The sequence below is a fragment of the Mycobacterium sp. IDUB_17 genome (assembly GCF_055419465.1).
Genome location: NZ_JBVAXS010000007.1, coordinates 433,833 through 447,914, shown reverse-complemented (window position 1 = coordinate 447,914; position 14,082 = coordinate 433,833). Strand labels below are relative to the sequence as shown.

Sequence of the window (14,082 nt, the reverse complement as noted above, 5' to 3'; positions counted from 1 at the left end):
ATCACCATCCCGGTTGAGGGCTGCCGCGTCTGTCCGCTGGTCAGGCCATGAATCGCCCGAATCGTGGGTCCACCGATCGGGGGAACGGCGCCGGCCGTCCTACGATCGATCGGTATGACCAGCAAGCCTGCTTTGATCCTGGCCTTGGCGGCATTCGCCGCAGCTGTCCCGATGGTGATGCCCGCGTCGGCCACGGCGGCGCCGTGCCCCGATGTCGAGGTGGTGTTCGCCCGCGGCACCAATGAACCGCCTGGTCTGGGCAGTGTCGGCGGTCCGTTCGTCGATGATCTGCGGGCCCGGGTAGCCCCGCGCACCGTCGACGCAGCCGCGGTGGATTACCCGGCCAACAACGACTTCCACAACAGCACCCCGGCCGGCACCGACGCGGCGCGGTCCCTGATCGAGTCCATCGCTGCCAGTTGCCCGAACACGAAGATGGTGCTGGGCGGCTATTCGCAGGGCGCGGCAGTCATCGAACAGGCCACCAGCGCAGCGTCTCCCCAGACCGCCGATCATGTGGCGGCCACCGCACTGTTCGGTGCGCCGCGGACCAGCTTCTCGGGCCTCCTGGCTTCCGGGATGCCGCTGCCGACGCTCGCCCCGCAGTACGCCGCCAACTCGATTGATCAGTGCAACGAAGCTGACCCGATCTGTTGGGAAGGCGGCTGGGACATGGGTGCCCACGTGTCCTACGTGCAGTCCGGAAAGGTCGCGCAGGCAGCCGATTTCGCGGCGAGCAAGCTCTAACGGGGACGCGCGAAAGTCAGTTGAGCCTGCGGACGTTCTGAGCGCTCACTGTGGAGCCGTCCCACCGCACGTCGGCAGCCATCTTGATCGTGGGACAGCACTCGCCATCGTCGGGACCGTTGGCCAGCCAGTTCACGTGCGCGACGCCATCACTGATCGACAGGTCGGTGACGACCTCGCGGCTGTGGGTGATATCGCCCAGGTTCACTCCACCCAACAGCGTCGGTCCGGCCGTGTAGAGCTGCACCGTCTCTGGCCACGGCACCCCACCGGCGCTGCAGTCGGTCACCATCGCGGCATCGGTGTTGGCGCCGCCGGTGAGGTTGCCGAACGCGACCTTGTAGCTCAGGTCCGGCTCATCGTTTCTCTGGGCGATCCTCACCGAACCGGGGTGCGAATCCTGTGGCGGGAGTTGCCCGTTCACCAGCGTGCCCGCATCGTGTCGGCACAGCGCCGGCACGGGTGCGGACAGCAGGTCCGCCAGAGTGACCGTGCCCCCTGTCGGTGCGGGTGACGGATCGGCATGACTCATCGCCGGCTGGAACAAGCCGACCACCACCACGCCGACCATGCATGTCGCTCTGATCATCGAGTTGCCGATCCTCATGTGCGCCCCCGGATCTCGCTGTCCTGCGCGGCTTGCGCGCTATTCGCCGTGCCCCTTTCCCGGGGATTCTCGTTTCGCACCGCCACCGGTCAAGTGTCCTGCCTGATACAGGGGCTGCGTAGCGTAGTTGGCTACCTAATTCTTGGGTCCCGCGTTCCGGTCGCTCCCGCGCCAGAGTCGGTTCATACTGCGCAGATGCGTGCCCGGGTCGGCATCGCGGCGCCGACGGCTGCGATCGCACTGGTGGCAGGGTGTGCGCCCGGAGCAGGGCTGTCCGACGTGAAGATCGTCATCGACGGTGATGTCCACACCCTGGCCGCGCAGGTCACCTGCACCCGGTTCCCTGACGGCAACCTGCTGATCTATGCCTCGCCGTCGGCGACGAATCATCGACGAAGCGTGCGGGTGATGCTGGCGACGACACACCGCCTGGTCGTCACGGCGGCGGGCTTCCACATCCCCGAAGGCAGTGGCTTCACCCAGGACTCGCAGGAAATGACGGCCATCAAGGTCGACGACGTCTACACGATCAGTGGACGGATGCCTGCCGAGGCAGGGCCGGGATGGCGCCAGGTCATGATCGAGATAGCCTGCCCCGGGTACCAACGGCCAAAGGGCCCGCCCGACACCGTGCCGGCGATCGGGAGCCCCTGACCGGGCCGCAAGGTCGGCAATCATCTGCATGGCGTGGCCGTGCAGGCGATACTGCGTCTATAGCGAACGATCAGGGGAGATTGGAAGTGGATTCGCGCGTCGGTACGACGTTCGGCAAGTATTCGATCACGCGCCTGCTGGGCAAGGGCGGGATGGGGGAGGTGTACGAGGCCTTCGATGCGGACAAGAACCGGACCGTGGCCTTGAAGATCCTCGCCGATCAGTACTCCAACGACGCCATCTTCCGTACCCGGTTCCAGCGGGAATCGCATGCGGCGGCGGTCTTGCAGGAACCGCACGTCATCCCCATCCACGACTGGGGCGAGATCGACGGCAGCCTCTACATAGACATGCGTTTGGTGCAGGGTGCGACGCTGTCGGACCTCATCTCCGACGGTCCGCTGGAACCGGCGCGCGCGGTGGCCATCATCACCCAGATCGCGGCGGCCCTGGACGCTGCCCATGCCGCCGGACTGATCCACCGCGACATCAAGCCGCAGAACATCATCGTCACCGGGGCCGACTTCGCCTACCTCGTCGACTTCGGCATCGCGGAGAGCCAGGGCGACAGCCGGCTGACCACCGAGGGCTCCCGCATCGGCACCATGAATTACATGGCGCCCGAACGATTCACGGGCCAGACGGTGACACCGGCGGTCGACTCCTACTCGCTGGCCTGCGTGCTGTACGAGGCGTTGACCGGCCACCCACCGTTCCCCGGCGACAACCTGGACAGTCTGCTCGCAGCTCACATTTCCGCACCGCCTCCGCGGCCCAGCGTCACGAATCCCGCGGTGCCCCCCACCCTGGACGATGTGGTGGCGCGCGGCATGGCCAAAGACCCCGACGACCGGTACGGGTCCGCGGGTGCATTGGGCCGTGCGGCCCAACGCGCGCTGCGGGCCGGCTCGGCGCCGACCACCTTGCCGCACCCGATAGCGACGCTTGCCGCCCCCACGGTCAGTCCACAGCCGGACCGACCGGCGGAGCCCGCGCGTTCCGAGCCGCGTGGCCGGGCCTGGTTGCTGCCGACCGTCATCGCAGTGTCGGCCGCGCTGATCCTCGGCGGCCTCGGCGTCGTGATCGGCATGCTTGCCACCAACGCCGGCCAGTCCCCGGACACACCACCATCCGCGTCCGGCAAGGATCCGGGGCAGGCCGGAGGTCCGCTGCCGCCGCTGGTCACCGGTCCCGATCAGAGCAGCCTGCACCAGTCGTGCGATGACGGCTTCGCAGCGACCACGGCCAGCGGGTTCGGCAGTCGCGCCGGACGTGGAACACCGGAAACCTCATGCCTTTTCACCAACAGCGTGCTGACGTCGTACTGGGCCGAATACGGCGACGCGAGCCCGCTGCCGCGCGCGGTGTCGGCCCCCGGTGCCGTGGACTGCGGCAGGGTGCCCGGTGCACTGTGCGACGGTGCCAATTTCCTGATGCACTGCCAGCAGTCCCCGGGCGACAGCTGGATCACGTGCACGGGCGGAAAGAACGCCCGCGTCTACCTCTGGTGAGCCGGGCAGTCACCGGAGGGCAATGCCCCCAGCCGTTGTTTCAGCCAATTGGCCATCGTGGTGAGCGCGGCGGTGCCGTCCTCGAATTTCCCGGAGACCGGCAGCGCGGCCAGCGCCACGGCCACCGTTCCGCTCGGGGTGGTCAGCACCCCGATTTGCCGCACCAGGTAGCCGCCTGTCGGTGAGGGGCCCCAGCCGCCTTTGAACCGGCTGCCCCCGATGGTGCCGAGACCCCATCGCTGATCGGGCTCCACCCGGCCCATCAGGTCGAACACCGGTGCATTCGCCTTGTCGCACACCGCCACCGACGTGAACCGCGCCTGATCGGCCAGCGGCCAGTCGGTCTGCCCCGACGCGCTGAACTCGGGGCGCACGCGTTGCGATTGGACGATCGTCGGGTCACCGGCCTGCCGCAGGACCGCCTCGACCTTGCTTGCGGCCTCGGCCGGTGTGCCGAGGCTGTCCCAGATCGACTCGGCTGCGGCATTATCGGACTGGGTAATGGCCGCGGTCATCGCTTCGGTGATCTGTGGCGGCACTTGTGCGCGTAGCGCGGCGATGATCAACGGCACCTTGATCGTCGACCAGGCCGGGCCGCTCTGCCACTGTCCCAAGGACATTGGCTCCGCCCCCGGTCCGGCGCCGCTGAGTGCGATCCCCGCCGTGGCGGGTAGCTCGGTTTCCAGTTGGGCGAACTCCGCGGCCAGCGACGCGGTGGGGGAGGAGTCCCGCGGGTGCGGCCACCTGCCGAGCTGGGTCCCGATGATCACCCCGGCGGCGAGCGTGATCGCGGCGAAGACGGCGATGAGGGCCCACACCCGGCCGCTGCGCATAGATGTCACGGCGCAGCGCTTTGAAGTTCGAAGGTGAACTCGCGGCTGCAGATGCGGATGTGGTCGCCGTCGCCGACGGTGGCACTGGGGTGGATACGTTCCTGCCGCACCTGCACACCGTTCGCCGACTGCAAATCGGTGATGACGAAACTGCTTCCGGTGTCGATGATCACGGCATGGTGGCGGCTGATCTCGGCGTCATCGAGCACGATGTCGTTGTCGGGCAACCGGCCGATCCGGGTGACGTTCGGCTTCAACGGGTATCGGCGTCCGTCGGCATCACGCAGCGCGGCGGCCGTCGAACCTCGGCTGGCCGCGGTGCGGCCGGCGCTCACGGTGCGCGCCGCGGTGACCATGGCGATCTGCCGGATATCGAGGCGCTCCTGACGCAGGATCCGCGCATGCAGCGCACTGAGGGTGGGGCCGGGGTCGATGCCGAGGTCTTCGGCCAGTACCGATTTGACGCGCCGGTAGGCGTCCAGCGCATCGGACTGCCGCTCCGCGAGGTAGTAGGCGGTGATCAGTTGAGCCCACACGGGTTCGCGGTACGGATGCTTGGTGGCGAGGTCTTCCAGGTCGGCGATGATGGTCGCGGCGCGCCCGCAGGCGATCTCGGCCTCAGCACGGCTGGTGTGTACCAGCACGTGGTCCTCGGTCAAGGCCGCGGCGAAGGTATCGGCGAATCGGAATCCGCGCAGATCCTCGAGGACGTCTCCGCGCCATTGGGCCAATGCTGCGGCCAGGTGCGTGCCAGCTGCGTCGAACCGCCCGGCTGCGGCAGCGTTGATCCCGGCACTCTTCTCGGCGATGAACCGGTCCAGATCGCAACTGCCGGCAGCCACGTTGAGCCGATAGCCGGGAGCCGCTTTGACCAGCGCTGCGGGTGTCTCCGGCTCATCATTGCCGAGCAGGCGACGCAAGTTGGAGACGTGCGTGTGGATGGTGGCGCGGGCCGCGGGCACCGGCTCGCCGTCCCAGACAGCGTCGATCAGCGATTCAGTGCTGATCGCCCGATTACGGTTGATCAGCAGGAATGCCAACACCGCACGCTGTTTGGGCGTACCCAGAGCGACAGGCGCGTCGTTCACGGTGACCTGCAGCGGACCCAGCAGGCCGAACCCGAGACGAGTGTCACTCATCGCTTGCCTTCCCGGTGTTCGGCGCGGTCCGCATCCCATTGTGACGCCACGCGGCGCTACCGCAAGGATCCGTTGAGAATCCTGCAAGGTGTCGGCGTCATCGTTCCGGCATGACCACGATTTCGCACCTCCTTGTCCTGTACGACGACGCTGCCGGACTGGATTCGCTGCTCGATGACCTGGCCGGCGTCGCGGTCCGGGGCGAGGTCCCCGGGCCGGAACTGCTGATCCGGACCGCCCGTATGCGCCCGGCGCTGGCCGCGATGGCGGCCGACCCCAACGACGGTGAGCCGTACTCCCGGACGATCCTGCGCGTCGACGACGAGGTCGAGATCATGCTGGCCCGGTGGCGACCATGGCAGCGCTGCGCACCCCACGACCACGGCGGGGCAGGCGGTTTCGTCATCGTCCTGGACGGCCGGTTCGAGGAGCGGCGGTTCGACTGGGACGGTCCGCGGTTGTCCGTCACCAGCAGCACCGAGCACCACACCGGCGAGGTCACGAGCATCACCAGCGAGGTGATCCACGATATGGCCGGCTTGGATGGGGGATTGACCCTGCATTTCTACAGCCCGCCTGCGACCAGTATGAGGGTGTTCGATCTGGATCGCTCCGAGATGTTGGAGTTGGTCGGTAACTACGGAGCCTGGATTCCGCAGGAGCAGCACCCGCGTATCCCGTTCGGCCAGATATCCCCTGAAACGGTTGCTGCGCCGGTGATCTGGGTGGGCCACACCACGCATTACCGGGGCGGATCAGCAGAGTTCGCGGTGGCAGCGGCGACCATGGCGCGTGAGCTGGCCGCCGCTCATCCCGACGTCGAGGTCATCGTGTCGGGCCTGCATCACAAGGCGGACTTCACCGCGCAGCTCACCCGATTGACCGAGACCGGCCGCGTGATCGATCAGTTGCACCTCATCAGCCATTCCGGAATGTACGGCCCGATGTTCGGATCGACCGACTGGCCCGAGCAGTTCTCACCGCACGAATGGCGGTCGATGACAATCCCTTTCACCACCACGGGGCGCGCCTACTTTCACGCCTGCCGCACCACGCGCTGGTTCGCGCCGTTCTTCGCCAACGTGTTCGGTGTGCCCGCGTTCGGAAACCGCAACTACACCACGGTGTCGACGCGCAAGGACCGGTTTTCCTGGGCGGGGCACCGCCCGATGTCCCGCGCCGATCTCTACCTGATCGACACGCCGGGACGAAAGTCGCACGGGCCGCTCGGCGCCGCGCGCAAGTACCTAGGAGCGGCAGCGCAACCGCCGGTACTGAGCATGCCCGACCCCGCCGGTTCCGTCGGCTCGTACGATCCGGTGGCTGAGCTCTACGACCGTGCCTACGCCGACATCAGGGCGCGCGGCACCGAGTGGCGGTGGGTGTCCGAACGCGCCGCACATGCCCGAGCCGAACTCGGGCGGAGGCTGCGGGTACTTGAAATTGGCTGCGGCACTGGTGCGTTGCTACGCGCATTGGACGACGACGGCATACTCGACTTCGGCATCGGCGTGGATATCTCCTCGGGCATGCTCGCCCAGGCAGGTAACCGTGGCCGGCATCGTTCCCGGCTGCGGTTCGCCAGGGTCGACGGTCCGCAACTGGACGTCCCCGACGATCACGTCGACGTGGTGATCTGCTTTCTGTCGTTCCGGTATCTGGATTGGGATCCGGTGATGGCAGAAATCCGCCGGGTACTGGCGCCCGGCGGGCGGCTCTGGGTGGTCGACATGGTCGAGCACCCGATACGGGTTCGCGAACTCCCGGTGCTGGCCCGGTCGGTGCTCGAGCACGTGCGCACCCGTCGGGACCGGCCGCAGTTCGCCGCCGATCTGACCGCGTTGACCAGCCATCCCGCATGGCGGGAGATGCTGCGGCACAACCCGATCCGAGCCGAACACGAGTACCGCTGGTATCTCGCCAGCCGGTTCCCCGGCGCGCAGTTGCGGCTGCTGACCGCGACACCGTCACAGCGCGTGATGGCGTTCGACTCCGGACCGCTCGACAAGGGGCTCACCGCCCCGCTCACCTATCCATGACGCCGGCGCCGTGCCTCGGCATCGTCGACTGGGGCATCGGAGGCATCGGGCTGGTGCGCGAGCTGGACCGGCACGTGCCCGGATTGCCGGTGCTGTATTGGTCGGATGCCGGAGCCACGCCCTACGGCCGGATGCGCAGCGCGGACCTGACAGCCCGGCTCTACGCAGTGGTCTCCGAACTCGCCGGCAGGGGCGCCACCGAAGTGGTGCTGGCCTGCAATGCGGCGAGCACGGTCGCCCCGCGGCTGAGCCAGGCGCCGGTGCCAGTGGAGGGCATCATCGGTCACGGCCTCGCGTCTGTCCCCGACCAGGTCCGAGGACCCGTCGGCATCGTCGGCGGGCGACGCACGATCGCCAGCGGCTGCTACCGGCGCGGGCTGGCCCGGCCCGGCCGCGAGGTGCTGTCCAGGGTGGCGCAACCGTTGTCGGCGCACATCGAGGCCGGCCGCACCGGGTCACCGGGGTTCGTCGCCGACCTGCGCCGAATCGTGGCCCCGCTGCAGCGGGCTCAAGCTGTGGTCTTGGCGTGCACCCACTATCCCGCCGTCAGTGACTGGTTCGCCGACGCCTTGCCCGACGCCACGCTGATCGACCCGGTCCAGCGGCTGGCCGCCGCGATCGCCGCGCGCCATCCCGCTGCCCAGGCCGGACCGGTAGCCCAGAGGGCTTATCTGACCAGCGGCGATACCGACGCCATGCGGCGTGGTGCGGCGCTCGCCTGGGGAGTGGAACTGACCTCCACAACATGCCCGCTCCCCTCCAGAATCCATTGAGAATTCCGCAAGGCCGGCCCCACATGCTCAAGACCATGAGCACAAACCAACGTCATCTCATCCCGTTCGTCGCCGCGGCTGCGGCCGTCATCGCCCTCCCCGCCACCGCATACGCCTGCCCTCCGCCGCCCAAGTTCGTCACCCCGTCGGGCAACATCTGGTGCCTGGTCCCGAACGGCTTCGACGGCAGCAACGGCGTCGTCTGCGAGATCCGGGACCACACCTACACCCCGCCGGCCAAACCGGCGGACTGCCACCTGGACTGGGGCGACCGCGTCAGCCTGAAACCGGGCAGCGCTCCCGAGGTGCACTGCCACGGCGACACCATCTTCGACACCGGAATGCCCACGCTGGCCTACGGTCAGACGCGTTCGGCCGGACCGATGAACTGCGAGTCGCAACCCGCTGGCGTCACCTGCACCGACACCGGCACCGGACACTTCTTCCGGATGTCGCGCGAATCCCTCGAACTCGGCTAGGGGTTCGCACAACTGCTGGACTGATCATTCCGCCATCTCGTCGAATCCTGTCCGACGGAGCGCCGACCCCCGCTAGCGTGACAAAGTTCGGGTTCGATGTAACGGGGGCGAGTAATGACGCGTGTCGCAGCGTGGGTGGGTGCTGGAATTTTCACGGCCGGACTATCGGCCGCCGTACTCGCCGGGGCAGGGACAGCCCAAGCTGACGACGAGGGCGGGTCGAAGCACGATGCGAAGCCTGCGGCCACGCACAACGCCTCCATCGAGAAAACGCAGAAACCGAAGACACGCGTGGTGAAACAGCGGCCGACATCTGCGATATCGAAAGCGGCCACAGACACACAGACCACGACGAAACAGCGCAGGGCGGGGACGCAAAGGCCCATCCGCCAACTCGCCGATTCAATTCAGGCCAAGGCGCGCAGCGAGATTCGGCAGGCCACCCGCGGCGAGCGGAACCCAGCGAGCGTCCTCGGCAGTCCCGAAGGCTCGGAGGACGTCACCCCAAAGCCCACCGAAGCGCCATCGAACGAGGTTCAGGTCCGGGTCCGACCGTCGATCAGCATCAGGTCCGCCTTTGCCGCGCAACGTGAACAGCGCGATATCCCGGCCCACGACGATCCGGTCGAGACGATCCACGACGTGATCCGCAGTCTCGGAGCGCTGACACTCAATCCCGAGCCGCAGAACTATCCCAAGCCGTTGTCGGTGATCAGTGGCGCCATCTTCGACACCCTGGCCACTCTGGAGCGCGCTGTCGGCGGGGACCCGGTGGTCCCGCCGGAACTGCGCGACTCCGTCGAGGTCAGCACGTCCACCCTGGTCATCTCCGAAGGTCACGAAGTCGAATCCAATTGGTATTTCCCGACATCCGCGAACAGCGAGCCGCCCACCCGGATGATCTACCTTCAGCACGGCTTCCTCGCGAACGGGCCGCTCTACAGCTACACCGCGTCCTACCTGGCCCATACGACCAACAGCATCGTGGTCACCACCACGTTCACGTCGAACCCGTTCGAGGAAGACGGCATGTGGCTCGGCGGTGACAACCTGCACGAGGCGGTCGCGCAGTTGTTCCTCGATCCGGATCGCACGGCGCTCAACGCCAGCATGGACACGGCGGAGCTGAAGGCCGGCCGCGCCGAGAACCTCGACGTGCCCACGCAGTTCGTTCTCGTCGGGCACTCGCTGGGCGGCGGGTTTGCTCCCGGGGTGGCCGGGTACTACGCCGAAGGGTTGAGCCGCCGACGCGAACAGGGGCTGGACGCGCCCAATGAGCTTGCCGGCGTGGTGATTTACGACGCGGTTCCGATGGGCTCGATCATCCCCGACGCCATGGACCGGCTCGACGCGCTGGAAACGAACGGGACCGCTGATCCCGGCGATGACGACCCGAACGATTACATCCCGATCTACGAGATCGGCGCCCCACTGAATTTCCTCAACGTGTTCAGCGACGTCAACGACCAGCTGTCGGAAGCGCGGCCCGGTCAGTTCACCGGCGTCGTCCTCGAAGGCGGTGTGCACATGGATCCCATGCAGGGTGGCAACCCGCTGATCCAGGTCGCTGCCTACGCCATTGCCGGATTCCCGCAGCCGCAGAACCCGCTGGCCGTCCGGGACCTGTCCGCCGGGTGGATCAACGACATGTTCGACGAGAAAATCGATCCCACGACCGGGACCTGCCAAGTCGACTGTGCGGGGCAGTACGGCGACGGCGACGACTCGTTCACGATCACCACAGCAGAGGGCGACGCCGTGGCGGTGCTGATCGGCACGCAGAAGGCCCGCGATCTCACCTCATTGCGTGCCATCAGCCTGACCGACTTCGTGTCCGACGATCCCGGCCGGCGTGCTCAACGGGTTGCTGACCACCTGCGATCTGTTCACCGGGGGTAAATGCTCCGTGTAGCGACGTAGTGTTCAGACATGACTGAGCAACTACCCAAGACCGCTCTGGAGTTGCGGTCGTTGGTGACACCGGACGGCACGCTTGAACTGTCGCTGCACGAGGTCGAGGTGCCCACCCCGGGGCCAGACGACGTCGTGGTCCGGATCGAGGCGTCGCCGATCAATCCGTCGGACCTGGGTCTGCTGATCCCGGCCGCCGCCGACGTGTCCGCCGCGACGGTCGCGGGCACCCCGGAACGTCCCGTCGTCACCGCTCCGCTGCGTGACGGGGCACTGGCCGGTCTGGCTGCCCGCGTCGGCACCTCGCTTCCGGTGGGCAACGAAGGCGCGGGCACGGTGGTGGCCGCGGGAGCCTCGCCGGCCGCGCAAGCCCTGCTGGGCAAGACGGTCGGGATCGCCGGCGGCGGGATGTACGCGCAGTACCGGGTGGTCAATGCCGCGGCGTGTCTGGTCCTGCCCGACGGTGCGACGGCCAGGGACGGCGCATCGTCGTTCGTCAATCCGCTCACGGCACTGGGGATGCTGGAAACCATGAGGCGCGAAGGACATTCGGCTTTGGTGCACACGGCCGCGGCGTCGAACCTGGGGCAGATGCTCGTCAAGGCGTGCCTCGCCGACGGGGTGCCGCTGGTCAACATCGTCCGCAAGGCCGAACAGGAAGAGATCCTGCGTGGCCTGGGCGCAACCCACGTCTGCAACTCGGCGTCACCGACCTTCGAAACGGATCTCGTCGAGGCGCTCAAGGCGACGTCGGCGACGCTGGCGTTCGACGCCACCGGCGGCGGAACGTTGGCGAGCCAGATCCTCAACGGTATGGAGCAGGCGGCCAATGCGACCGCGGCGCAATACTCCCGATACGGGTCGGCCGTGCACAAGCAGGTGTACATCTACGGCAGCCTCGACACGGGCCCCACCGTCCTCACCAGAAACTTCGGGATGGCCTGGGGCGTGGGCGGTTGGCTGCTGACACCGTTTCTCGCCGGCGCCGGGCCGGAGACCATCGCCAGGCTGCGCGCCCGCGTCGCAGCGGAGCTCACCACGACGTTCGCGAGCGCCTACACCCAAGAGGTGTCACTGGCCGGGCTGCTCAAGCCCGACGCGTTCAACAGCTACCTGAAGAAGGCCACCGGGGAGAAATACCTGGTGACTCCCCAGGCGGTCCCGTAACCGGCGCCGATACCCGGGTACGTCCCAGGGTGTGGATGCACAATCAGCGGAGGTATCCGAGTCTCACCCAGCTCTGACAGGACGGTCGACCTTCGTGCCCACCATGTCCGCGCCCGCCGATATTTCACACGGCACCGCCCACACCCTGCGCCCAGCGATCGTCATCGGTGCGCTGGGCGTCGTGTTCGGCGACATCGGCACCAGCCCCATCTACACCGTGCAGACGGTGTTCAATCCGGCCGATCCGCACCCGGTGCCGCTGAACGATGCCAACGTCTACGGCGTCGTGTCGTTGATCTTCTGGTCGGTGATGCTGATCGTCACCCTGACCTACGTCACCCTCGTGATGCGCGCCGACAACCACGGTGAGGGCGGCATCATGGCGTTGATCACGCTGCTGCGCCGCGGCAGCGGAACCCGTGGCCGACGCACCACCATGCTCCTGGCCGCCCTCGGGTTGTTCGGGGCAGCACTGTTCTTCGGGGACTCGATGATCACCCCGGCCATTTCGGTGCTGTCGGCCGTCGAGGGACTGAAGGTCGTCGAACCCGGGCTCGAAGCGTGGGTGGTACCGATCACCGCGGTGATCATCGTCGGGTTGTTTCTCGTCCAACGACAGGGAACCGCCGTGGTCGGCCGTTTCTTCGGGCCGGTGATGATCGCGTGGTTCACCGCGATCGGCGCCTGCGGCGTCGCCGGCATCGTCGCCAACCCCGGAATTCTGGCCGCGCTGTCCCCCTGGTACGCGATTACGTTCCTGGCGGGGCACTTTCACATCGCCTTCTTCGCGCTCGCCGCGATCGTGCTCTCGGTGACCGGTGCGGAGGCGCTCTATGCCGACATGGGCCATTTCGGGCGGCGCGCCATCACTGTCGGATGGCTGGGTCTGGTGCTGCCCGCGTGCACGTTGAACTACTTCGGGCAGGGCGCCCTGATCCTGGCCGACGAGACGAAGTCGAGCGCACCGTTCTTCCTGCTCACACCGGAATGGGCGCAAATCCCGATGGTGGTGTTGGCGACGGCGGCGACCGTCATCGCTTCGCAGGCGGTGATCACCGGCGCGTTCTCGGTGGTTTCGCAGGCGGTGCAACTCGGATACCTGCCGCGCCTACGGATTACCCACACCTCGGCGTCGACGATCGGCCAGATCTATGTGCCGTGGATCAACTGGATGCTGATGTTGTCAGTGCTCACGCTGGTGTTCGCATTCGAAACGTCTGCGGCGCTTGCATACGCATTCGGCATGGCGGTCGTGGGCACCATCACCATCACCACCACGCTATTCCTGTACCTGGCCCGGCAGCAGTGGAAGTGGCCGCTGTGGGTGCTGGTGCTCGGCGGCGGGGCCTTGATAACGGTCGACCTTCTGTTCTTCGCCGCGAACCTCACGAAACTCGTGCACGGGGCCTGGCTGCCGCTCGTCATTGCGGTCGCCGCCTTCGTCGTCATGACCACATGGCAGCGCGGCCGGGCGGTGGTGACCGCGTCCCGCCGCGAAATCGAAGGCCCACTGCGTCCGTTCGTCAGCGACATTGCCCAACATCGGCCGGCTTTGACCCGGATACCCGGAACAGCAGTCTTTCTCAATCGTGGCGACGACACGGTGCCGCTGGCCATGCGCGCCAATGTCGAACACAACCACGTCGTGCACGAGCACGTCCTGATCGCCTCGGTGGAGACGGAACCCGTTCCGCGCGTGTCTGATCAGAACCGTATTACGGTGGACGATCTCGGTTACCGTGACGACGGCATCCTGCACGTCACGATCCATGCGGGCTATATGGAGCGGCCGAATGTCCCGGCGGCGCTCAAGCTGATACCCGCCGAGGAAACCGAAGGTGGCATCGATCTCGAGAATGCGTCGTACTTTCTGTCGCACCTGGACCTCGTCCCGGGAACTGAACCCAACATGGTCCCTTGGCGCAAGCGCCTTTTCATCGCCACCTCGCTCGTGACGGCTGATGCGGCGGGGTACTTCAACCTGCCTCCGGAACGGACCGTCATCATCGGTTCACGTATGGAGGTCTAGCCGACCCGACGCTGTAGTTTGAATTCGTCTGCCATGAAGGCGATCTCGGCGTCGGTGATCCGCCGTGGGCACAGGGCGAGCAACGCGATGTGCCCGGTGGGGGCCACGCCGGCCGGGTAGCCGGCTCTCAAGAACGCAACGACGTTCCTCATGTGAATCGAACAGCTCATCTTCGGATCCTTGTGTGACATCC

At 67.0% G+C, this 14,082-nt stretch carries 13 protein-coding genes; 9 read left to right on the top strand and 4 right to left on the bottom strand.

The window, feature by feature from the left end; all coding sequences use genetic code 11:
* Positions 1-114 precede the first annotated feature (114 nt).
* Entirely contained in the window at positions 115-747 is a 633-nt protein-coding gene (locus ACZYZ7_RS27975; RefSeq protein ID WP_450070123.1) for a cutinase family protein, read from the top strand.
* Positions 748-763: 16 nt separating this feature from the next.
* Here the strand turns inward: ACZYZ7_RS27975 and ACZYZ7_RS27970 are convergent, their stop codons facing one another.
* Complete coding sequence (locus tag ACZYZ7_RS27970; protein ID WP_450070122.1) at positions 764-1,336, bottom strand: hypothetical protein; 573 nt, start codon at positions 1,334-1,336, stop codon at positions 764-766.
* 213 nt (positions 1,337-1,549) lie between these two features.
* Here ACZYZ7_RS27970 and ACZYZ7_RS27965 point away from each other — a divergent pair, with 213 nt between their 5' ends.
* Both ACZYZ7_RS27965 and ACZYZ7_RS27960 read left to right on the top strand, forming a co-directional pair.
* On the top strand, positions 1,550-2,008 hold the full coding sequence (locus tag ACZYZ7_RS27965; protein ID WP_450070121.1) for a lipoprotein LpqH: 459 nt from the start codon (positions 1,550-1,552) through the stop codon (positions 2,006-2,008).
* Between the two features lie 86 nt (positions 2,009-2,094).
* Entirely contained in the window at positions 2,095-3,519 is a 1,425-nt protein-coding gene (locus ACZYZ7_RS27960; protein WP_463742244.1) for a serine/threonine-protein kinase, read from the top strand.
* Here the strand turns inward: ACZYZ7_RS27960 and ACZYZ7_RS27955 are convergent.
* Positions 3,507-4,352, bottom strand: coding sequence for a serine hydrolase (locus tag ACZYZ7_RS27955; protein WP_463742256.1), 846 nt, complete (start codon positions 4,350-4,352; stop codon positions 3,507-3,509). The genes ACZYZ7_RS27960 and ACZYZ7_RS27955 overlap by 13 nt on opposite strands.
* 5 nt (positions 4,353-4,357) lie before the next feature.
* Positions 4,358-5,491 (bottom strand): BTAD domain-containing putative transcriptional regulator, encoded by a 1,134-nt coding sequence (locus ACZYZ7_RS27950; RefSeq protein ID WP_463742243.1) that lies wholly within the window; start codon positions 5,489-5,491, stop codon positions 4,358-4,360.
* Between the two features lie 110 nt (positions 5,492-5,601).
* Here ACZYZ7_RS27950 and ACZYZ7_RS27945 point away from each other — a divergent pair, with 110 nt between their 5' ends.
* The 6 genes from ACZYZ7_RS27945 to ACZYZ7_RS27920 all read left to right on the top strand — a co-directional run bounded on the left by ACZYZ7_RS27945 (position 5,602) and on the right by ACZYZ7_RS27920 (position 13,889).
* On the top strand, positions 5,602-7,530 hold the full coding sequence (locus ACZYZ7_RS27945) for a methyltransferase domain-containing protein (protein WP_463742242.1): 1,929 nt from the start codon (positions 5,602-5,604) through the stop codon (positions 7,528-7,530).
* The gene (locus ACZYZ7_RS27940) at positions 7,527-8,303 is read left to right on the top strand and encodes a glutamate racemase (RefSeq protein WP_463742241.1); all 777 of its coding nucleotides are present in this window, start codon (positions 7,527-7,529) and stop codon (positions 8,301-8,303) included. Before ACZYZ7_RS27945 ends, ACZYZ7_RS27940 begins: the two co-directional genes overlap by 4 nt.
* A gap of 35 nt (positions 8,304-8,338) precedes the next feature.
* A complete protein-coding gene (locus ACZYZ7_RS27935; RefSeq protein ID WP_463742240.1) occupies positions 8,339-8,782 on the top strand; it encodes a DUF6636 domain-containing protein in 444 nt (147 codons plus the stop codon).
* Between the two features lie 114 nt (positions 8,783-8,896).
* Complete coding sequence (locus ACZYZ7_RS27930) at positions 8,897-10,681, top strand: hypothetical protein (protein ID WP_463742239.1); 1,785 nt, start codon at positions 8,897-8,899, stop codon at positions 10,679-10,681.
* Positions 10,682-10,711: 30 nt separating this feature from the next.
* Positions 10,712-11,860: a zinc-binding dehydrogenase gene (locus tag ACZYZ7_RS27925; protein WP_463742238.1), complete on the top strand. Its 1,149-nt coding sequence runs from the start codon at positions 10,712-10,714 to the stop codon at positions 11,858-11,860.
* 103 nt (positions 11,861-11,963) lie between these two features.
* A complete protein-coding gene (locus ACZYZ7_RS27920) occupies positions 11,964-13,889 on the top strand; it encodes a potassium transporter Kup (protein WP_463742255.1) in 1,926 nt (641 codons plus the stop codon).
* Here the strand turns inward: ACZYZ7_RS27920 and ACZYZ7_RS27915 are convergent.
* A complete protein-coding gene (locus tag ACZYZ7_RS27915; RefSeq protein ID WP_450070114.1) occupies positions 13,886-14,041 on the bottom strand; it encodes a DUF3349 domain-containing protein in 156 nt (51 codons plus the stop codon). The two genes, ACZYZ7_RS27920 and ACZYZ7_RS27915, sit on opposite strands and share 4 nt — an antisense overlap.
* Positions 14,042-14,082 lie beyond the last annotated feature (41 nt).

What these genes read in the sequence shown, in the direction of transcription:
- ACZYZ7_RS27975 (WP_450070123.1), top strand. Translation starts at nt 115, where the DNA reads ATGACCAGCAAGCCTGCTTTGATCCTGGCCTTGGCGGCATTCGCCGCA.
- ACZYZ7_RS27970 (WP_450070122.1), bottom strand. Translation starts at nt 1,336, where the DNA reads ATGATCAGAGCGACATGCATGGTCGGCGTGGTGGTGGTCGGCTTGTTC.
- ACZYZ7_RS27965 (WP_450070121.1), top strand. Translation starts at nt 1,550, where the DNA reads ATGCGTGCCCGGGTCGGCATCGCGGCGCCGACGGCTGCGATCGCACTG.
- ACZYZ7_RS27955 (WP_463742256.1), bottom strand. Translation starts at nt 4,352, where the DNA reads ATGCGCAGCGGCCGGGTGTGGGCCCTCATCGCCGTCTTCGCCGCGATC.
- ACZYZ7_RS27950 (WP_463742243.1), bottom strand. Translation starts at nt 5,491, where the DNA reads ATGAGTGACACTCGTCTCGGGTTCGGCCTGCTGGGTCCGCTGCAGGTC.
- ACZYZ7_RS27945 (WP_463742242.1), top strand. Translation starts at nt 5,602, where the DNA reads ATGACCACGATTTCGCACCTCCTTGTCCTGTACGACGACGCTGCCGGA.
- ACZYZ7_RS27940 (WP_463742241.1), top strand. Translation starts at nt 7,527, where the DNA reads ATGACGCCGGCGCCGTGCCTCGGCATCGTCGACTGGGGCATCGGAGGC.
- ACZYZ7_RS27935 (WP_463742240.1), top strand. Translation starts at nt 8,339, where the DNA reads ATGAGCACAAACCAACGTCATCTCATCCCGTTCGTCGCCGCGGCTGCG.
- ACZYZ7_RS27930 (WP_463742239.1), top strand. Translation starts at nt 8,897, where the DNA reads ATGACGCGTGTCGCAGCGTGGGTGGGTGCTGGAATTTTCACGGCCGGA.
- ACZYZ7_RS27925 (WP_463742238.1), top strand. Translation starts at nt 10,712, where the DNA reads ATGACTGAGCAACTACCCAAGACCGCTCTGGAGTTGCGGTCGTTGGTG.
- ACZYZ7_RS27920 (WP_463742255.1), top strand. Translation starts at nt 11,964, where the DNA reads ATGTCCGCGCCCGCCGATATTTCACACGGCACCGCCCACACCCTGCGC.
- ACZYZ7_RS27915 (WP_450070114.1), bottom strand. Translation starts at nt 14,041, where the DNA reads ATGAGGAACGTCGTTGCGTTCTTGAGAGCCGGCTACCCGGCCGGCGTG.